Below are 20,431 nucleotides of genomic sequence, written 5' to 3'. Positions count from 1 at the left end.
AAATTGAGGTATAGAAAACGCACATAATCTTAATTCCTGAAAGCACCATGAATAAAGAAGTAGAAAATCAAAATAATCAATCCGAGATTCATCAACCAGTTAGTGAAGATCGGCATTCTAGACAAGAGCCAACACCTAAAGAAAGAAATTTAACCGCCAATCCAGGAGATGTGATCGCCGAACAGCCGCAATCAGTTGAAGAGAAAGCAAAACAGGTTGCTGTAGATTCTCCAGATATTACAGGCGACCATATTACAGTACCGACTTACTTTGTGGTGGATGAACCCGACGGCGAGAAGAAAGCACTTCACCATGTGAAAGATGCTGAAGAAATTTCTGATGTAATTCGGGAAGCGCGAGTTGACGAAAATGGAAACCGAATTTGGTGGTAGGTTATTTGCTAATTAAGTAGAGGCGTGATTAATTAATTGTGTCTCTATTATTGATGCCCTCGATTCGATTACCAGGAAGTTCATTCTTTTGATCATAAATCCATTCCCGCAGCGAATTGAGGGCAGATATTTATGAAAAATATTATAGATATTGAACAATTAACTGATTGGAATACGCAGGAAATTAAAAATAAAATTTTAGAGCTAGTAGCAGGACGAGATATAGAACCTTTGAGAGATAAGGTAAAATTTTATCAAAATGAATTATCACCATATTTTGGCGAATTAAGCCGACGCAACCCCTTCCCAAATGTTGTCGAGCAATTGCCAATTGTGATTGGAGTTTGGATACCAATTTGGTCTACCATCCCATTTCAAGATATTTTGCCAGGTAGGTTACACGAGCAGTCTTACCAAATATTTCATGATAATGGCTACTATGCTAATATTGCTCGCTACGCACCAGGACAATCTACTTTTTGGAGAAGATTTACCTCAAAGTTGCCAGCTTACGATTTAATGGTGATGCAAAAGTATGCAATTGAAGATAATAATTGGTGTATTCAAAATGTGGGGCTATTCCAAGCTTTGAAAAATAGAGAAAAACCACTGACAATTGATGATGCAGACGAGTGGTTTACAGCGATCGCAAAATCTAAATTTCAGGAAATTGCAGCTGAGGTTGATTTACGGCAAGAACTCCAGTTAGAAAACATGGACAGAAGTACCGTCAAAAAATTTGAAAAAGCCTATCTAGCTACTCCTGTTTTGAAGCATTTATATATAGATCATGACTTTCGCCTAGTCAAAAGTCAACGCGAAGCTAAACAGCGACCGAGTTATACAATTACTGTCCGCAGCCGCTAAGTTAGCCCAAGTTGTAAATACTATGCATTCAAGACAACAACAAGTTAATTGCACTGATACATACAACTATTTGCTGTTTTTGCCCGATCGCCAAAAAACGCCAGAACAACTTATACCAACAATTATATTTTTACACGGTGCTGCGGAACGAGGCTTTAATTTAGAAAATGTGAAAAGGCAAGGCATTCCCCAGATTGTGGAAGAACACCCAAACTTTCCCTTCATTGTGATTTCTCCCCAATGTCTTCCAGGCCAATACTGGTCAGTACCTCCCTTGAGCATTCTTTTAGATCAGGCGATCGCTTCTTATCCCATTGATGGCGATCGCATTTACTTAACTGGTTTAAGCATGGGTGGTTATGGAACATGGCGTTGGGCTACTACTGAACCACAGCGCTTTGCCGCGATCGCGCCCGTCTGTGGTGGCGACAACCCATTAAAAGCACGGAATTTAAAAAACCTTCCTGTATGGGCATTTCACGGAGCGCAAGATCATGTTGTACCCTTAAGAGAGTCTGGAAATATGGTTTCTGTGCTGCAAGCTTGTGGTGGGAATGTGAAGTTTACAGTTTACCCAGAAGCTGATCATGATTCGTGGACGCAGACATATAATAATCCAGAGCTATACGAATGGTTTTTGCAGCATCGGCGACAACCGACTGTCGCTTAAGGCAGATGATCATCCCTAATCCCTCTCATTACTGGGGATAAATCAGTATTTTGTAAGTTTCTGGTGTAGGAGTGATCGCCTGTTCTACCGCCGCTGATAAATCTTGTAAGGGGTAGCGATCGCTAATTAACGCTTTTACATCTATGCGCCGATTAAACACAATATCAGCCGACAGATTCTGAAGGCGGTAAGACGAACTGTAACTACCCATCAAGTCAATCTCTCGGCGATAAAGAATATTAGGATTGATCGCAATTTCTAACTCATCGGGAAATTCAGCGAAAAATAGGATTTTGCCGCCTTTGCGGGTACAATCTAGTGCTTGAGTGAAAGCTTTCTCGCTAGGAACAGCCAGCAGTGTGACATCAACACCCATACCACCAGTGAGAGTATGAATTTTTACAGGTAAATCAGGATCGCGGGCATCAAAAGCCGCTTCTGCGCCGACATGCAAAGCTTTTTCAATTCTAGAGGGTAGTAAATCAGTCGCGATCGCTTTCGCTCCAAAATACTTTACCAACATCACAAACATTAACCCAATTGGCCCGGCTCCTGTCACCAAAACAGTTTGTCCAGGGGCAATTTGGGCTTTTTTGACTGCTTTGAGACAGCAATTAGTTGGTTCTACAAAACTGGCTTCTTCAAAACTTATATGATCTGGAATGGGAATTAACCCACCATTTTGCACAATATGATCGGGAACTTTGACATACTCAGCAAAACCGCCACCACTGGCGTTAAATCCTGCTGTGGTGGAGATATTTTTGTAAACATCGCACATCGAAAAATTATCATTTAGGCAGTAAGCGCAACGCATACAAGGAATGTGGTGCATCACCGCCACCCGTTGTCCGACTTGCCAACCTTTGACTTGATTACCTACCGCTGCGATCGTTCCAGCCGTTTCATGTCCAAATATCCGCGGTGGTTCATATAGGGGATAACGAATTTTTTTGATATCTGACTGACACAGTCCCACTACTCTTACCTGTACCAACACCTCACCCGGTTCCAGAGTCGGCACTGGAATCTCTTCGTAGGAAAGTTGATTAACGCCTCTAAATACCTGTGCTTTCACGTTAATTTTTTACCGTTCAACATTATTAGATGTAACACTAGCGGTCAACGTTCAGCTATAAACTTTGAAATTTTTGTGTTTTAACTTGTTCTAGGCTTTGTTCAAAAATTTGGAATGCTTCAACACCCACTAATAAAAGATATCCCTCGATTCTACTATTTTCAACTTCTAGTAGCTTACCTGTCTTCATGACATAAAACCTTTGTGGTAAATTCAGGTATCTGTTTACTTAGAAGCTCAAGTAGTTCAATAAAAGTACGGGGGCTTTTTTTATATTTTTGGGACTGCCCTCGCACGACTTGAACCATTTCTTCTGGATTTTTGTCGAATAAGCCACTGAGAAAATTATCTGGTGACTGTACTTTGATATTTAAAGGAGTTAAAGCTTTAGCGTTAAAGTCCTTAATATTGTTGGTAACAATAATATCTGCCTTGGCTATAATTGCAGCAGCAAGAACGTGACGATCTTTAGAATCATTTGTCATGGCTGCTTATAGCTGCCAAGGTACCTCTTGAACCATTGCTTCAGGAAAAGCCGCTTTTATTGTCTCTTCTATATTTTTAGCTACTTTGGCTGAAATTCTACCCTTAACAACAAGATTGCCCATTGCTTCATCTAAGATTTTCTGTGACCAATAAGGTAAGTACAGACCAGCCTCAGCAGTAGATAATAAGGTATCTCTTAGATACATTGGAAATAAAACACAGGCATCTAAGATAACACTAAACATAGCAATTTTTCTGAGTACTTACTCATCATACTCATATAAACCAGCTTCTTCACTCATCTCAATTAGCTGTTGCAAAAGTTGGCTACGCTTACTATCGCGCTGTTTCTTATATTTAACCAAATCCTCAAAACGAACGCGTCGATGTGTCCCTACCATAACGTAAGGAATTTCACCTTGTTCTAATAACTTAATCAAATAGGGGCGTGAAACATTGAGAAATTCAGCTGCTTGCTGTGTCGTCAATTCCCTTTCTTGAGGAACTATAGATATAGCTTTACCTAATGCCATTGCATGAACAGCTTGACGCAATACCTGATAAACCGAATCAGGTATAGTAATTTCTTCGCCATTTACTACTAATCTTGCTTGGGAACCTTCAAACTGGAGAATGCTTTCAAGCTGCTTGATAGATAACTTTTCCTGTTCTTGAGCCATCACTGACTCTACAGGCAAGTTTTGCCTAGATACGATAGCCATTGTGGTGAACTCTCACATGTCTTCATAATACACTAGTATACATTTAAATTTACACAAACGCAATATCCGAAACATGGCTCAAAAAATTATGGGAGAGTGCTAAAAAATGCTCACAACCGCTAATTTGATTGTGCAACCATTTGGCAGTATTGTAATCAGACTCGCTGTTGCGGGTGTAGTAGGTGTGACATTAGAATTCAATGGTTAATCAGACGTATACAGCTGATGTCTTAGTTGTCGGCGGGGGAACTGGAGGTACTGCTGCTGCAATCCAAGCAGCACGGCGAGGAGCTAAAACTATTTTGGTGAGTGAATTTTCTTGGTTGGGAGGAATGTTAACTGCTGCTGGAGTATCTGCACCTGATGGCAATGAGTTAGTTGCTTTTCAGACAGGGTTATGGGGTGCGTTTTTACAGGAATTACGACAACGACAGCCAGGAGGATTAGATAACAGTTGGGTAAGCTTTTTTAGTTATGATCCCCGCATTGGAGCAGAAATTTTTGCAGATTGGGTAAAAGAGTTGTCAAATCTGCACTGGATTTGTGGACGAGTACCTTTAGAGGTTGTGCAACAGAGAAATTGTGTGACTGGTGTTCGGTTTTTAGATTTTACCGTCAACGCTAAGATTATTCTCGATGGTACAGAATTAGGAGATTTATTAGCTCTGGGGGAAATACCTTACCGCTGGGGTTGGGAATTGCGATCGCAATGGCAAGAACTCAGCGCCCCAGATGTATTTAATTCCATCACCGATAAATATCCAGTGCAGTCGCCGACTTGGGTTGTGATTATGCAAGACTTCGGTGAAACTCTCGCACCAGAAATTCCTGCTGCTTCTAATTATGATCCTTCTAAATTTATTGGTGCTTGGGATAATTATGGTGCAGAAAAGTTTTTAAATTACGGACGTTTGCCAGGAGATCTATTTATGATCAATTGGCCTATTTGTGGTAATGACTATGGCGAAGGAGTGGGACGATTAATCGAGTCAGATACAGCCAAAGGTAAATTTTTTCAAGAAAGTCGCTGGCATAGTCAAAATTTTGCCCATTTTATCCAAAATCAGCTAGGCGATCACTATGGATTAGCAAAAGAAATTTTTCCTTGTACTGATCCTGCTTTTGCACTGCATCCCTACTACCGAGAAAGTCGCCGCTTAGTAGGACTAACTACTATCCAAGAACAGGATATTTTGCCAATGCCAGGGGGTAGGGTGGCATCTATTTACCCAGATGCGATCGCTATTGGTAACTACGCCAATGACCATCATTATCCTGGTTTCGATTTACCATTGCAACCCAAATCTATCCGTTGGGGCGGGCGTTGGACTGGGACACCGTTCACTATTCCCTACAATTGTCTAATTCCGGCTGCAACAGATGGTTTATTAGTCTGTGAAAAGAATATCTCTGTCTCTCATATTGCCAACGGCGCGACTAGATTACAACCCGTGGTGATGGGTATCGGCCAAGCTGCGGGAATGGCGGCGGCTATGTGCGTTGAGTTAAATATTCAGCCTAGAGATTTACCCGTAAGAACATTGCAAGAAGCTTTACTTCAAGACGAGCGATCGCCTGCGGCAATTATCCCTTTATTTAATTTAGATTTATCACCCAAACATCCGGAATGGCTGGATTGGCAACTGTATTATTTAAACGATCCTCAAACTTACCCACTGAGTGGCAATTATCCTGCTTCATCTTTAGATGCATGTAAAAAATCGGATTTTGACCAAGTATTAATACGGCAAAGTGACTGTTTTACAGGCATATTTCACCGTCTAAATCAGCAGGATTACAGATTCACTATCACCACCCCAGCCACCTATCAAGGGCAAACTTGGCAGCTTGTGACCTGGCGATCGCATCTAGATCAGCGTCTACAAGCCTATTTAGATGGGCAACTGCTCACTGTTTGGGGTCGCCTAAACCATTCTGGTCATTGGTTACTAGTTGAAGATACTGATATATTACTAAAGTAGTTTTATTTCAGTAAAAACCAATACTTTTTAGTAAACTTTCCGGACACATATCAAGAAACTCAGTAGCAGTAGATAAGAGAGTTCTGAAATAAACATCTGCTATGCGTGTTCCCATTTCACTTTTAGTTTCGAGTTTGGTAGTCGGTTCCTTAGCTTACAACTACCAAGAAACGGTAAACAGCTTATCTTTAGTACGACTTTCTTCTTCTGGTTCACAACAGTTGCTTTCAGCTAAACCTAAATCTAACGAGCCAGAAAGCCCAAAACCTTATCGAGGTAGTGGACGCAGAGATCTAATCCAATCTCGCGGATAAGCTTTTACTACTGAACCATTTCATTGTCACCCTCTTGTAATCACAGCTGTCTTCTGATATCTAGGACAGGACTGATACAAAGAATCTCTCAAATTTTAATTTCTCTGTTTTCTCTGCGTCCTCTGTGGTTAGTTTTTCTATGACTTCTGCGTAAGTTCTTAAGGAAACCAAATACTTCACATTGGTACACAAAAAACATCAACATTCACTCAGTCTTTCAATTCGTAGACTTTATTTACAGAGTCTGCTTTCATCCTTATCTTTGGCATTTACAGCCAATCCATTGCTTGTATCGACAGCATCACCAACTGCTACAAAACTCTACTCTCACTTCTACTTACAGGATGTCGCTACTCAAGCTATCACTTCAAATCAAGAGCATCTAAATTCAAATCCTGTTTGTAATAGTTTTATCATCCATCGAGCAGCTGACTATTCAAATTAGAAATATAGTTGATGTTCATTACGGCACTTGTTGGGTATCTTGTGCCAATTTATAGAATAAAAAACTTAAATAAAATTTTAGGTTTGATAAGTAAAATTTTGTTACTATAAATTGAATTTATAATTTAGCAGAAATTTGGCAATTTAAAAAAATCCATTAACGAGGAAAAAAGGCAAACAAAACAGTATACTCACAACTTCCTCATAAATTACAGCTAAATTTAATAAGAGAAGCAATTTATTAAATCTTCACTCTCTCAAAGAGGTGAACTTATGAAAAACAAAAATTTGATTTATGGTCTTATAGCGCTATTAAGCTATGGTGCTGTTGGAGGATTATTAATAATTAATAACACACAAGCTCAGTCTCCAAATTCACAACATAATATTCATCACCTATCTCCTCAGGTTACTCCTTCCCAACAAGGGATGATGGGTGAGGTTAATCAGCATTTCATCACAATGATGATTCCTCACCATCAGCAAGCTGTGGAGATGGCTAATCTAGCTTTAACGCGTGCGAAACATCCTGAAATCAAAAAACTAGCTCAAGTTATTAAAACAGACCAAGCCCGTGAAATTCAACAGATGCAAACTTGGTATAAAGCATGGTACGGCAAAGAAGTACCTGTAACAACCATGAATGATCAAGAAATGATGGCAATGCATCAGCGCATGAATCAACAGATGAACTCAGGCATGATGAAAATGCCGATGAACCGGAACATGAGAGGCATGAACATAGATTTGGCAGCATTGAAAAATGCACCAGATTTCGACAAAGAATTTATCCGTCAGATGATTCCTCATCATCGCATGGCTGTAATGATGTCGCAGATGGCTACAAATAAAGCTGCCAAACCAGAAATTCGTAACTTAGCTCAGTCCATTGTGAAAACTCAAACGGCTGAAATTAACCAGATGCAACAATGGTATCAAGCTTGGTATAGGACTAGTATTTGATTGGGTGAAAAAATTCAGGACAAAATGACCTATTTTTTCTTATTGCCTATCTGTAATGGAACTAGAGGACTTTTGTTAAGTCTGCGACTTACGCTGAATACCTTTGAGGAACATGGGTACAAACTTTTCCATAAACTCTTGTGGATTGCGCTGCCAAATTCTTTGGGCAACTTGAATCCTAGTAAACTGTAACTCAGGTGCTAGCAAAGTTTGCGGTAAGCGCTCCATTAGGTATTGAGGACGTTCCCAAGGTGACATAGTATTTGCCACTTCCACAAGGTTAGCAACCCGTCGCAGTTCTGCACCTAAAGTAATATCCATTCCCGATTCAAAGGCCGCCTGCTCGATTGCAGTATATTTGCGTTTGGCTTGCTCTACTTTTTGCCGATGCTCTGGACTCTTATCGGCTATTTGGGCTAACCAACGATTACCCCAACGGACATGTCCTGCTTCCTCTGGCAAAATTTTAGCGATCGTTTCCCGAATTTTGATGTTTTCTTCAGTTTGGGGCTGCTGTTTAAGCGTATAAATGTGAGCAGAAAAATACTCACAACCTCGTTTTTCGGTGATGTTAATTGCTGCTAAGGCAGAAATTACCACATCTTCCAGGTCTTTAGTTGCATCTTTTTGTTCACTATCAAGTAGGCGTTCAAATTCATCAATGTAAGATGAGCCTGGTGGCTTGCCAATGTCGGCCCCCAATTCCACCAACAAATCGGTCAGCCACATAGCATGACGAGCTTCATCGCTAATGTGGTGGGATAAATCCTGAATCAGTTCTCGTGGTTTGCCATTCAGTTGTTCAATTAGCTCAGTTAGGTCTTTACAACTGCGTTGTTCGCTGTAGCGATAGCGATTGAGAGTTATAAGATGGAGTTCGCGATCGCTCACTGTCCGCTTTAAAATATCCCTTGCACTCAAAGCATTCTGAAATTTACGCGGATAAACAACTGTCATAATTTTTGTAGAGTTTTGTTAATTTATGTTTTTTGATGGTAACTTAGTTTGCTCTAACTACAGCATTAGTGCTTAATCGCCAAAAAAACTTTCAGGCAAAAGTTACAACAATTACTTAAATTAGTTATCTTCAATATTTTTAATATAAACAAATGTAATGAATAAATTATCAATCTTGGGAATGGTGTGTCTTTCAAGACAAGACCAAACTTAAGCCAGATGCCAACAGCTAATGACTTCTTTTGTTTAAATTAGAGAGATTTTTTCTAATTTTTGACCAGTTCAAAGCAATTGAAACTCTAAAAATATAAAGTTTTGTCAAGAAATAGCCATATAAACCTCATTTTGTAACTTTGGTTACAGAATTTTTGCTATTCTGGTTAATGAAAGGGCAACTAGCTAATCAATCATATATATCTAAAAAAATTAAGGAGGACTGTAGTTATGTCTATTCAAGATAAATCTCGTGCGTTAATGGTGCGTCAACATCAACAAGTCAAAAATCGTCAACAATCAATGCTAATGCGTGCTGCACAAGAAATCGGTCTTCCTGAAGAAACATCTCATTACTGGAATCCCATTCAAGGAAAGGTAGAACCTACTACACGAATGATTTATGGAAGTAGCAACGCTGCTATGAGCTAGGTTGCAAGATTTCTCAGCTTGATTGTTTGAGTGAGAGTCCCAACTAAAAAACTCTTAAAAAAAAGCCACCCCCAAGGGTGGCTAAAAAATTTATAACACTATCGTTGATTGCTGCTTCCAGATGGAAAGCCTTTGAATAAAGATTTCAAGCTGGAAAAATGCAAGTTAAATGTGTGACAGCTTTACCTACGGCAATTAGCAATCGTAATAAAGGTAAAATTCGTAAGGATGAGGACGCAACTGCATTTGCTCAACTTCGTTAGCTAATTTGTAGTCAATCCAATTCTGGATAAAGTCTTCTGTGAATACGCCTGTTTCTGTCAAGAAAGTGTGATCACTTTCGAGATGTCCCAACGCTTTTTCTAGAGAACCCGGTGTTGAAGGCACTTTCGCCAGTTCTTCTGGAGAAAGTTCATAGATATTTTTATTTAGGGGTTCACCAGGATGGATTTTGTTTTTGATCCCATCCAAACCAGCACAAAGCATGGCAGCAAATGCTAAATAAGGGTTAGAAGTCGCATCTGGACAACGGAACTCTAACCGTTTAGCTTTGGGGTTAGTACCAGACAGAGGAATCCGCACAGAAGCAGAACGATTACCTTCGGAGTAAGCCAAGTTCACTGGTGCTTCATAACCAGGTACTAGACGCTTGTAAGAGTTGGTGGTGGGATTGGTAATTGCTAACAGTGCTGGTGCGTGCTTGAGGATACCACCAATGTAATAAAGCGCTGTCTCACTCAAACCAGCATACTTATCGCCTGCAAAGGTAGGTTTGCCATCTTTCCAAATAGACTGGTGACAGTGCATCCCAGAACCGTTATCGCCAAAAATTGGTTTTGGCATGAAGGTGACGGTTTTGCCGTATTTCTTAGCAACGTTCTTGATGACATATTTGTAGGTCATCAGCCAGTCAGCAGCTTCAATCAACTTCCCAAAGCGGAAACCTAATTCGCACTGACCGCCGGTAGCAACTTCATGGTGTTGCTTTTCAATGGGTACGCCACACTCTGCCATTGTTAGCAGCATTTCTGTACGCATATCTTGGAAGCTATCCGTTGGCGATACAGGGAAGTAGCCTTCTTTGAAGCGTGGTTTGTAACCCAAGTTGGGGCCTTCTTCTCTACCAGAATTCCAACGACCTTCTACAGAGTCTACGTAGTAGTAACCTTGGTTAGCAGTTTGGTCAAAGCGAACATCATCAAAGATAAAAAATTCAGCTTCAGGGCCAAAGAAGGCTGTGTCACCAATGCCGGTAGAAACTAGATAATCTACTGCTTTTTGGGCAATAACGCGTGGGCAACGGCTATACCATTCACCCGTGCGGGGTTCCTTAATACTACAAATTATACTTAGTGTTGGCTCTTTCATGAATGGGTCGATCCAAGCAGTGTTGGGATCAAGAACCATTGTCATGTCTGATTCTTCGATGCCTTTCCAACCCCGAATGCTGGAACCATCAAAAGGTACACCATCAGAAAATGAGCTTTCATCAATTTGGTTGTGGTAAACCGTTAGATGCTGCCAAGTTCCTGGTGTATCGATGAATTTCAGATCAATCATCTGAATTTTTTGGTCTTGAATCATCTTCAAGACTTCTTGTGGGGTTGTCATTGTTACTCCTTCTCTACCAATTTCCTAAAGTAAAATCAGAATCCGCCAAAGCATCCTCACCCTGCTGATCTGACACCCAGTTGTGACACACCTGAAATATCATAAATTCTAGATATTAGAGAATTTTGTAGTTTTTGTTACAGATGATCTGGATTACAGCTTATATTAACCTTTACCTGATCATCTACACAAAACTGGAAAGTTCATCTCAGAGGGGGGCAACTTTGACATAAAATCCTTAAATAGCGGATGATTATTTTTGTGCCGAATCTATTTTTAATAGCACAAAAATTTACTGGTGCATCAATGCAGCCAAATTAATATCAAACCATAGATAGCAACAATTGGGAGAAGAAGGAATGCGCGATGCAGTGACAAGCTTGATTAAGAATTATGACATTACTGGTCGATATTTTGACCGGAATGCGATCGACAGCCTTAAATCATATTTTGAAAGTGGCACAGCACGAATACAAGCAGCAGCAGCGATAAATTCTAATGCAGCAGCACTTGTTAAGCAAGCTGGTTTGGAATTATTTGAAGAATTACCAGAGTTAATTCGCCCTGGTGGAAATGCCTATACAACTCGTCGTTACGCGGCTTGCCTACGGGATATGGATTATTACCTACGCTACGCTACTTATGCGTTAGTTGCTGGTAATACAAATGTGTTGGATGAACGAGTATTGCAAGGACTGCGAGAAACTTACAATTCTTTAGGAGTACCTATTAGTCCAACGGTTCGCGGTATCCAAATTCTCAAGGATATGGTTAAGGAAAAAGTAGCTGCGGCGGGTGTGGCTGATACTACTTTTGTAGATGAACCTTTTGACCATTTAAGTCGTGAGTTAAGTGAGATAGATATTTAGGAAAGTTTGGGCGGGCAAAATGTCTGCCCTGTAAAAGTTAAGTGTTGCGATCGCACTTTGATTTTAGGAACAAAGTGCGTTTACTTTTTTGAAGTGGAAAGCGATCGCATTGATTTTAGCAATTATTATAATTGGCGGATGCAAATGAAAGAAACTACTCTAGGACGCTTAAAAAGTTAATTGGCTAAACAACGACTCGACACACTATTAGTAGAGCTAAATTTATGCACTTCTCGCGCTTTAGCACAAAAGCTAATTCAAGCGGGTGAAGTGATGGTTAATGACCAGATAGTTGATAAATCTGGTACAGAAGTTGATATTGCTGCTCAAATTAAAATTAAAGAGCGATCGCGGTTTGTTTCCCGTGGAGGTGAGAAACTAACCAAAGCCCTAGAATTGTTTGCCATTCCCACAATCGGACGTATTTGCTTAGATGGTGGTATTTCTACAGGTGGTTTTACAGACTGCCTACTACAAGCCGGGGCAAAATTAGTTTATGGCATTGATGTCGGTTATGGGCAAGTTGACTGGCGTTTGCGAAATGATCCGCGTGTAGTTTTGCGGGAACGTACTAACTTGCGTCATCTCTCACCTGATGAGTTGTATGGTGAGGGTGATCCTCTCCCTGATTTGGCGGTGGTGGATGTATCGTTTATTTCTTTAACTAAGGTTTTGTCTGCTTTGTGGCGATTAACTCAAGCTAACCGAGAAGTGGTGTTACTAGTAAAACCACAGTTTGAAGTCGGAAAATCTCGCGTCGGCAAAAAAGGTGTGGTGCGCGACCCTAACGACCAAGCTGATGCCATTTTCCTCGTATTGCAAGCAGCTCACGAACTAGGATGGAAATATCAAGGCTTAACTTGGTCGCCGATTACTGGCCCCGCAGGGAATATTGAGTATCTCTTATGGTTAGGAATGGAAAGTGAAACACCATCGCCTAATTTAGAGGAGATTCAAAAAATGACGCAATCAGCTGTTGCTGATTTCCGAGAGCATTAAACATCGTAAATTAAACACTCTACCGCTTCTGGATGGCGATCGCAGTAGCTTTCTAAAGCAGTTTTGCGTTGTTTTGCTTGTTTTTGATGAGCTTTTTCAGCTTGTAATTCTTCCACAATATCCCAAGCTACAGCGCAGTTAGCAGAATTTTCACCACCAATCTCACAAGTTTCGCGGGCTTCAACAATAGCATCTAAGATTGCTTGTTCGATAGTTTTGGCTCCGGAATTTACAGCAGCTTGAACTGTGTCTAAGGTTGTTGTCATGATACTTTGACCTGTGTTGACTGATATAAACATTGACTGTGAGCTTCCTTAATGACCGCAAAAAGCTCATATTTCCAGTTTAAATAGACTGACTTGAAAACTGCGGTGGTGAACACCGTCCATTAAAGGATGAAATCCGAATTATGAAGTCTAAAACCTGAGATTTTAGCCTTGATCATCTATCCTGATGCGGTCATTTTTTCAATGTTGCATACCAGACTATTAATTACTGCTATTAATAGAACAATTTGATAGAAATTTGTCAGTTGTTAGTTGTCAGTTGTCAGGTGTCAGTTGTCAGTTGTCAGGTATTTTTGATCTGGTTTAATATCTTAAGACCGCACTTTTCACTTTACTACTGACCACTGACCACTGACCACTAACCACTAACCACTAACAAAAAATCTTTCTTACAATTAGTGTAAAGTTTTTTATTTATTACTTAATTCCTAATTCTTGTTGCAGACGATACAGAATTGTATTTTGGTCAACCTGAGAGAGAATTTCTTGAATTACAGTACTAGCGCCCAATTGTCCCCAAGTGCTGCCTTTTTCGAGATAAACTTGAGTAGCTTTACCTACAGAATATGCTCCATAACCAGCAATACCAGCTTGAGCGATCGCGCTGCCGGCAAAAGCAGTAATATTGGTGGGATTCTCACCACTAGTTAAAGCAGCGGTACTTTTGCCTAAACCTAATAAGAAACTACTACCCAATTCTCCTAGCAGTAAGCCACCGCAGCTTAATAAAATCGTTTTTAAAATTTTGCTGGCTTCATAGCTAGTCATTGGTAAACCATACAACCTCGCTAGAGAGCGAATTAAAGCTAAATCAGCTACAGTTCCACCCAAAATATCTAAAAAGGCGATGGGATTTAATCCGACTGCCAAAGCTTTATATTTAGTAAATTGCCAGATAATATCTTCGGCTTCTCGTTCGCGTAAGTCGATAGTTTTTTGAGCGATCGCCTCTTCTGCATCCCGTGCTTGGATGAGTGCATTTAAAGCCAGAAGCGATCGCCCTTCCCGATTGAGAATATTTAAAATTGTCTGCTGGAGTTCATCTATTTCGATGGGCGGTGTTTCCCATTCATAACTAACACGATTATCAGGCCATTCAACTCGTACTTCCATTGGTGCTGGTTCCGCCGCCACCATGACAATTTCATCAGGTAGTAGGGGTTTGGCTTGGATATTTCCTGCACCCAATTGTTGTAAATTCTCGTAAATCGCCGCCTGATCTACATCTGGATATAAGTCTATTTTGTTAAATACTAAAATCAGGGGTTTTTGCGACTGCCGTAATTCCAACAATGCTTGATATTCAGTACGTGTAATATCACCAGAGACGACAAATAAAATTAAATCAGCTTGACGCGCCACTTCTCGTGCCATGAGCGATCGCGATTCACCCTCAATTTCATCTAATCCGGGAGTATCAATTAACTCTACCAGTACCTTACCACCTGGTTGCCACCGCACCGAACGCGGCCATTGGGTGACACCATTTAGAGGCCCAGTTTGCAGAATTTTGTCTCCTAATAAAGCATTTAATACTGCTGATTTGCCACGACTCACCAAACCAAAAGCAGCAATTTTAATTACATTCGAGTCTAGCTTGCTGAGTGTCGAGCTTAATGCTTCTAATTCTGGTTTTACCAAGCCTGCTAATTCTGGATTGGATGATAAATGTCCTGATTTACGAAGATATCCATACCAAGACAGCGCTTGCCTTAGACTAGCACGGGCACGGTTTAGGTGAGTTTCTTGTAGATTACGATAAACCGACATAATATCAATACTTTTAGTGATTATATTTTAATACTTTGAACTAGTATAAAATCCTTATCTTACAAGCATTCTAGCTAATTTCAAGTATAGGCTACTCATTTTTCTCCCTGCTGATATGCGAATAATAAGATCCCCGACTTCTTTGAAAAGTTGGGGATCTGAGCCTCTAGTGTTAAGCCTCTGTATCAAAAATCCTCTACTTGAGGGGATTCTATAAACATGTGATGGGCGATTAATTATCCAGCAAACTCAGTACTTCTTCTAGATGCAACTTAGCTTTATATACGTTCCATAGCTTTTCTTGGTCATATCTATCTGGGTAGCCCATCCCTCTACCTTCCAGAGATATTCTAATCAGCGGAACATGGGTATCAAGCCCCGTCTTCCTAAGACGTTCTTGATTGGTCGGGGTACAAGCTCCGTCCAATCCTTCTCCCTGCTAAGCGCTCCCTGCTCCCCTGCCTCTTTTGACTAAAAGCGATAAGTCTGAAGTTTCACAAAGTGGCGCATCTAATATCGTTGGTTATGATGACTTTTTAAAAGAATTAAAAACACGAATTTCTAGCGCTCAATTACGGGCAGCGGTTGCTGTCAACAAATAGTTAGTATTGCTCTACTGGCAAATTGGGCGAGATATTCTCAATCGTCAACAACAACCTGACTTTTCCCGTTAAGGCATCATGTAAAAATAAGTTGTACAAATTCAACTGGGATAAGCTGTTAGCTTTACTTCCCAATCAAAAGTGTTCAAGTTATTTTTGCGTGGCTCCTAAGTCTCTTTTGCAAGCAGCCAACCCTCACAAAGGTCGTGTAACTTTAACCAACCTCGCCACAGTACCTGGATACCGATAGGTGTTTGACTTCGATGTTCTAAGTAGCCACCTTTCTGGAGCAACGGCTTCAACGGCCCAGCTAACTGTGAGTACTTTGGGAAGTTTAGGGGACTTAACGTGTTTTCTCATAAATCATTTAGGATTGCTATGCTATGTCAGTTACCAACCGCGATAACTGATAACTGATAACTGATTTAATACCAGAGGTGTTCGGTGTGGGATCAAAAGTGGAGTATGATTCCAGCACTGATAAATTGCTTATCAGCTTCTTTCTTATATAAATTTAAAATTGGTATAGCTTTGACAACTGAACTAAAACAACCGACATCTCAAAAATACGCTTTATCACTACATACCACTACTCCCGAATTGGGCTTAGCAATTAGTAATTTTGCTGGCGAAACTCGCACCGATGTTTGGAATTTGGGGCGTGAAGTATCTAGTTATATACATCAATATCTGATTGAATTTATTAAACCCCAAACTTGGGCAGACTTGGCATTTATTGCAGTCGCTAAAGGGCCTGGAGGATTTACAGGAACTCGCATTGGTGTTGTCCTTGCCCGCACTTTAGGACAACAGTTAGATATTCCTGTATTTGCTATTTCTACTTTAGCCGCAGTGGCTTGGTCAAAATATATATCGGAGATTTCCTCAACCCCTGTTGTTAATCAACATAACAGGAATCAAGCGATCGCTGTAGAAATGCCAGCACAACGGGGTAAAATTTTTGCTGCTATTTATCAGCTTATGCCAGATACTTGTGGACTAACAGCCTTATTGCCAGATACAGTATTCACACCAGAAGCATGGCAGAAAACTTTAGCTAACTGGAATACCGATTATCAGCTAGTTGAGGCTAAATCTGGGCTAGCAGCAACAGTGACAAGCATTTTAGAATTAGCTTATCTAGAATGGCAACAAGGCAAGTGTCCTAATTGGTCAGAAGCTTTGCCGTATTATGGGCAGCATCCGGTAGAACTTTAACTGATAGGAGGCGCTCTATGTCTGAGATTTGAGCTAGAACTGCTAACCACCAATTCCCAAACGCCCAGCCAAACCAGGGGTCAAGGGTAAGAGGGTGCTAATCATCAAAAATAACGCCAAAAGACCTAAACCGGCTCTAGCATCATCGGGTTCGCTGATTTCATTCAAGCTGGGTCGTTCTAAATCCCGTTGTAAGAATACAATCACGACTAACCAGTACAAGGCAAGAGCATTCCCAAAAGATACTAACGCCAACAAAATTAAAGTGATGATTGTTGCTCTTTCTGCTGTTTTGCGCCCATAAATTGCCTGAACAATGCGGCCGCCATCTAGTTGTCCAGCCGGCATCAAATTCAAGGCGGTGATTACCAAACCCAGCCAACCAATCACTACCAAGGGATGAACATCTACCAATGGCGACTGTAAAGCCGAACCAAGCACAACTCGCGCTAAACTGCCTACAAGAATCGAGCCTTGGAAAAACTGATTGGGCAATTGAAATAAACTGCCTGGATGGGAAAGCAGCAAGCCAGTGATTAGCATTAATAGAGAAACAATTCCACCAAAGGCTGGCCCTGCTAAAGCAATATCAAATAGTACCTTGCGATTAGGTAACAAAGACTCAAAGCGAGTAATTGCACCAAAAGACCCAATTTGGACAGCAGGCAAAAAGAAAGGCCAGCTTAGACGAACTTTGTGGCGACGAGCAAGTAACCAATGCCCGATTTCATGGGCAATCAAAACTGCCAATAGCCCAGCACCTATAGGTAAGGCATCTGTATATCGTTCTGGATTAGCTAATATATCAAAATTTAGCAGTAACCCCCCAGTTTCAAGGCTGGTAGCGATCGTTGCCACCAAAAGGATAGCAGCAAAGGCTTTTTGCGATAACGATGTTGGACGTGGGTCATTGCTACTAGGTAGGACAATTACCACGGGTCTTTTATCTGTGTTTTCTACCAAAAATAGGCGATATTTATCACCCATTTGTTCTTTTAAACTCTCAGTTAAGCGATTGTGAACCTCTTCTGGTTCTCCCCGGAGATTACCTTTAAAAATGGCTCCTTCTTGGTAGGCGATCGTTTCTGTGGCAAAAAATGTATCAATCCCAAAAATGCCTTTAATGGCGTTTAAGTCTTCTTCTGGAATGGTTAAGACATCGGCTTTTAGTGCCTCATTGATCGCTGGAGTATTGTTATTTGTTTCCGGGGCGGAATCAGCAGCTAACCTTTCTGTTGCTCGCTGCTTAAGTATGGCATCCTGCCCAGCTGAGCGTAGCTGTCTTCCCAAATATATGTACAATCCAGCGGAAACCACTACCAAAAATAAGATACCCGCGATGTTGATGTAAATTCTTGCTGCAAACAAACCAAAGAACAACAGCCAGGGAGTCATTAACACCACAGACTGCAACCAGGCTAAGATTCCCAGTTTACCAAAAGGTCTGGCGCGATAAAAGCCCCAACCTACAATACCCAAAGCTACTAGTAAAATTGTCCCAATTATGGGAGCTTCTGACGAAGAAAACATTTCCAAACCCTTTGCTGTGAAAAACCAAGCCTGAATTAGTTAGGTGTTATAGATACATTTATTAATCTATAACGAGGTTTGTAGTCTGTCTCAACTTAATTATTGCATTCTATCTATTGTGCGATACTGAATCGCTTCGGCCAGATGGTTAGCTTTTAGGTGATCATCACCAGCTAAATCTGCAATAGTCCGCGCTACTTTGAGAATGCGATCGCTTGCCCTGGCTGATAAACCTAATTTTTTAATTGCCGCTTCTAATAAAATTCGACTAGCATCATTTAGCTTACACCACCTCTGGAGATGACGGCTTTGGATTTGGGCATTACAACGCAGATTTGATTCTCCTTGAAAGCGGACAATGGCGCGATCGCGAGCTTGTAGTACTCTTTCTCTTACTGACAGGGATGTTTCTCCTGTCGGTTGTTGGGTAATTTCTTCTGGTTTTAAGCGATTCACCGCTACTTGCAAATCAATTCGATCCATTAAAGGGCCAGAAAGCTTAGCCCAATATTGTTCACGTTGCCTTGGTGAACAAGTACACTGCTGGATGGTATCGCCATAGTAACCACAAGGACAGGGATTGGTACTCGCCACCAATGTAAATTGCGCCGGAAACATCACTGATTGTCTGGTGCGGGAAATGGTCACGCAGCCATCTTCTAGAGGCTGACGCAGAAATTCCAACACATCACGTTTAAATTCTGTAAGTTCATCCAAAAAAAGAATACCCCGGTGTGATAGAGAAATCTCTCCCGGACGAGGAAAGCTACCACCGCCAACCAAAGAAGGCCCAGATGCTGAATGATGGGGGCTGCGGAAAGGGCGATCGCGTACTAATGAACCACGATTTTTTAATAAACCTGCTACTGAATGAATCCGAGTCACTTCTAAAGCCTCAGCAAATTCTAACGGCGGCAGAATCCCTGGTAAGCGTCGTGCTAGCATGGTTTTTCCACTACCAGGCGGCCCAACAAAAATTAAATTGTGTCCACCAGCAGCAGCAATTTCTAAAGCACGCCGAGCATGAGCTTGTCCTTTCACATCCTGCAAATCGGCACCAGGATAGAATGTTTGTGGTAACTTTTCTAACTCGTTGAGTTGTACAGATTTGTAAAGTCCGGGATTATTTAATAAATCAACCACCTCACCCAGATTTTTGCAGCCGTAAACAGCTAATCCTTTTACCACTGCTGCTTCTTGGGCATTATCAGCAGGGAGAATTAAACCAGCAATTCCCATCTCTTGAGCCGTTGCAGCAATGGGTAAAACACCTGCTACAGGCCTTAAACTACCGTCTAAAGAAACTTCGCCTAAAAACAGATAATCTCCGAGCAAATTAGCACTCACTTGTTCAGAAGCTGCTAAAATTCCGACACTAATAGGCAAATCAAAACAAGGCCCTTCCTTGCGTAAATCTGCCGGAGTTAAGTTAATCACAATTTTCCTCATCGGAAAGGCAAAACCAGCATTCTTCAAAGTTGCTTTCACCCTTTCTTTTGATTCTTGAATTGCTGCATCTGGTAGTCCCAAGATCACAATTCCTGGTAATCCTCCTGACACATCGACTTCCACGCCTACTTTAACGGCATCGATGCCCACAATTGATGCACTCCAGACTCTAGCAAGCATTGGCTAAATATTTATTCTATAAAGGTAAACCTTTAGAATCTCTAGCAGATGAAGAGGTAAATCGGCATGGGTGAAACCACAGAGACGATTTTGAAGAACAATCAATTATGTTTATATAATGTAATTAATTGTAACAAACAACTGAATAAATTATTTTGTCAGCAAGCAATCAGGACTATGTGATAGTTTACAATATATATTTTGGAAATATTTTTCCTATTCGTTGGCTATTGAGAATTTTAGCGACGTTGTAACTTTTTATGATTCTTGATTTCTAGACAAATAATAATTATATTGATAACTCTGTGTATATATAAAACCCATACAGTTTTGCTAACTGTACTATGTAACCTTTGTCAGGCAAGACTTTGATTTTTTAAGAAAATTAGTGATACT

General features: G+C 40.8%; 21 protein-coding genes. 10 read left to right on the top strand and 11 right to left on the bottom strand.

From position 1 onward, the window contains the following. Window positions 1-47: 47 nt before the first annotated feature. From I8751_RS02665 to I8751_RS02655, 3 genes are all read left to right on the top strand, one after another. Complete coding sequence (locus I8751_RS02665) at window positions 48-392, top strand: hypothetical protein (protein WP_214437615.1); 345 nt, start codon at window positions 48-50, stop codon at window positions 390-392. Window positions 393-524: 132 nt separating this feature from the next. Next, complete coding sequence (locus I8751_RS02660) at window positions 525-1,259, top strand: hypothetical protein (protein ID WP_214437614.1); 735 nt, start codon at window positions 525-527, stop codon at window positions 1,257-1,259. Window positions 1,260-1,281: 22 nt separating this feature from the next. Continuing rightward, the gene (locus I8751_RS02655; protein ID WP_214437613.1) at window positions 1,282-1,929 is read left to right on the top strand and encodes a carboxylesterase family protein; all 648 of its coding nucleotides are present in this window, start codon (window positions 1,282-1,284) and stop codon (window positions 1,927-1,929) included. A 28-nt stretch (window positions 1,930-1,957) separates the two neighbouring features. Here I8751_RS02655 and I8751_RS02650 read toward each other — a convergent pair whose 3' ends face one another. The 4 genes from I8751_RS02650 to I8751_RS02640 all read right to left on the bottom strand — a co-directional run bounded on the left by I8751_RS02650 (window position 1,958) and on the right by I8751_RS02640 (window position 4,215). Further along, a complete protein-coding gene (locus I8751_RS02650; RefSeq protein ID WP_214437612.1) occupies window positions 1,958-3,007 on the bottom strand; it encodes a zinc-dependent dehydrogenase in 1,050 nt (349 codons plus the stop codon). A 176-nt stretch (window positions 3,008-3,183) separates the two neighbouring features. Further along, window positions 3,184-3,492, bottom strand: a complete 309-nt coding sequence (locus I8751_RS29420) for a hypothetical protein (RefSeq protein WP_225893912.1) — start codon at window positions 3,490-3,492, stop codon at window positions 3,184-3,186. A gap of 6 nt (window positions 3,493-3,498) precedes the next feature. Continuing rightward, window positions 3,499-3,738, bottom strand: a complete 240-nt coding sequence (locus I8751_RS29415; RefSeq protein ID WP_225893911.1) for a PIN domain-containing protein — start codon at window positions 3,736-3,738, stop codon at window positions 3,499-3,501. An 18-nt stretch (window positions 3,739-3,756) separates the two neighbouring features. Beyond that, complete coding sequence (locus I8751_RS02640; RefSeq protein WP_214437611.1) at window positions 3,757-4,215, bottom strand: excisionase family DNA-binding protein; 459 nt, start codon at window positions 4,213-4,215, stop codon at window positions 3,757-3,759. A gap of 200 nt (window positions 4,216-4,415) precedes the next feature. On the opposite strand from I8751_RS02640, the gene I8751_RS02635 reads away from it, so the two are divergent. The 3 genes from I8751_RS02635 to I8751_RS02625 all read left to right on the top strand — a co-directional run bounded on the left by I8751_RS02635 (window position 4,416) and on the right by I8751_RS02625 (window position 7,918). After that, entirely contained in the window at window positions 4,416-6,197 is a 1,782-nt protein-coding gene (locus tag I8751_RS02635; protein ID WP_214437610.1) for an FAD-dependent oxidoreductase, read from the top strand. Between the two features lie 101 nt (window positions 6,198-6,298). Beyond that, window positions 6,299-6,511 (top strand): heterocyst-inhibiting protein PatX, encoded by a 213-nt coding sequence (gene patX / locus I8751_RS02630; protein WP_214437609.1) that lies wholly within the window; start codon window positions 6,299-6,301, stop codon window positions 6,509-6,511. A 717-nt stretch (window positions 6,512-7,228) separates the two neighbouring features. After that, window positions 7,229-7,918, top strand: coding sequence for a DUF305 domain-containing protein (locus I8751_RS02625; RefSeq protein WP_214437608.1), 690 nt, complete (start codon window positions 7,229-7,231; stop codon window positions 7,916-7,918). A gap of 75 nt (window positions 7,919-7,993) precedes the next feature. Here I8751_RS02625 and I8751_RS02620 read toward each other — a convergent pair whose 3' ends face one another. Beyond that, window positions 7,994-8,875, bottom strand: a complete 882-nt coding sequence (locus tag I8751_RS02620; RefSeq protein WP_214437607.1) for a ferritin-like domain-containing protein — start codon at window positions 8,873-8,875, stop codon at window positions 7,994-7,996. A 444-nt stretch (window positions 8,876-9,319) separates the two neighbouring features. Here I8751_RS02620 and I8751_RS02615 point away from each other — a divergent pair, with 444 nt between their 5' ends. Beyond that, the gene (locus I8751_RS02615; RefSeq protein ID WP_214437606.1) at window positions 9,320-9,520 is read left to right on the top strand and encodes a hypothetical protein; all 201 of its coding nucleotides are present in this window, start codon (window positions 9,320-9,322) and stop codon (window positions 9,518-9,520) included. Window positions 9,521-9,715: 195 nt separating this feature from the next. On the opposite strand, the gene glnA is transcribed toward I8751_RS02615, so the two are convergent. Then, window positions 9,716-11,131, bottom strand: coding sequence for a type I glutamate--ammonia ligase (glnA, locus tag I8751_RS02610; protein ID WP_214437605.1), 1,416 nt, complete (start codon window positions 11,129-11,131; stop codon window positions 9,716-9,718). 359 nt (window positions 11,132-11,490) lie between these two features. Between glnA and apcB the strand changes: the two genes are divergently transcribed. Together apcB and I8751_RS02600 are read left to right on the top strand one after the other, a co-directional pair. Beyond that, complete coding sequence (gene apcB / locus I8751_RS02605) at window positions 11,491-12,000, top strand: allophycocyanin subunit beta (protein ID WP_214437604.1); 510 nt, start codon at window positions 11,491-11,493, stop codon at window positions 11,998-12,000. 180 nt (window positions 12,001-12,180) lie between these two features. After that, window positions 12,181-12,999 carry a TlyA family RNA methyltransferase gene (locus tag I8751_RS02600; RefSeq protein ID WP_214437603.1) on the top strand — a complete coding sequence of 273 codons (819 nt, stop codon included), beginning with the start codon at window positions 12,181-12,183 and terminating at the stop codon, window positions 12,997-12,999. Here I8751_RS02600 and I8751_RS02595 read toward each other — a convergent pair. The 3 genes from I8751_RS02595 to I8751_RS02585 form a co-directional block, all read right to left on the bottom strand. Further along, a complete protein-coding gene (locus tag I8751_RS02595) occupies window positions 12,996-13,265 on the bottom strand; it encodes a Calvin cycle protein CP12 (protein WP_214437602.1) in 270 nt (89 codons plus the stop codon). The genes I8751_RS02600 and I8751_RS02595 overlap by 4 nt on opposite strands. Before the next feature lie 438 nt (window positions 13,266-13,703). Continuing rightward, complete coding sequence (locus tag I8751_RS02590) at window positions 13,704-15,056, bottom strand: GTP-binding protein (RefSeq protein ID WP_214437601.1); 1,353 nt, start codon at window positions 15,054-15,056, stop codon at window positions 13,704-13,706. Window positions 15,057-15,288: 232 nt separating this feature from the next. Beyond that, window positions 15,289-15,483 (bottom strand): hypothetical protein, encoded by a 195-nt coding sequence (locus I8751_RS02585; protein WP_214437600.1) that lies wholly within the window; start codon window positions 15,481-15,483, stop codon window positions 15,289-15,291. Between the two features lie 706 nt (window positions 15,484-16,189). Between I8751_RS02585 and tsaB the strand changes: the two genes are divergently transcribed. Further along, window positions 16,190-16,876: a tRNA (adenosine(37)-N6)-threonylcarbamoyltransferase complex dimerization subunit type 1 TsaB gene (tsaB, locus tag I8751_RS02580; protein ID WP_214437690.1), complete on the top strand. Its 687-nt coding sequence runs from the start codon at window positions 16,190-16,192 to the stop codon at window positions 16,874-16,876. 42 nt (window positions 16,877-16,918) lie between these two features. On the opposite strand, the gene I8751_RS02575 is transcribed toward tsaB, so the two are convergent. Beyond that, window positions 16,919-18,406, bottom strand: coding sequence for a site-2 protease family protein (locus tag I8751_RS02575; protein WP_214437599.1), 1,488 nt, complete (start codon window positions 18,404-18,406; stop codon window positions 16,919-16,921). A 99-nt stretch (window positions 18,407-18,505) separates the two neighbouring features. Then, complete coding sequence (locus tag I8751_RS02570) at window positions 18,506-20,035, bottom strand: YifB family Mg chelatase-like AAA ATPase (RefSeq protein ID WP_214437598.1); 1,530 nt, start codon at window positions 20,033-20,035, stop codon at window positions 18,506-18,508. Window positions 20,036-20,431 lie beyond the last annotated feature (396 nt).

It is taken from the genome of Atlanticothrix silvestris CENA357 (genome assembly GCF_016056295.1).
Lineage (GTDB): Bacteria > Cyanobacteriota > Cyanobacteriia > Cyanobacteriales > Nostocaceae > Atlanticothrix > Atlanticothrix silvestris.
Note: the sequence above shows the minus strand (reverse complement) of the source record. Positions and strands in the feature narration are given on the sequence as shown.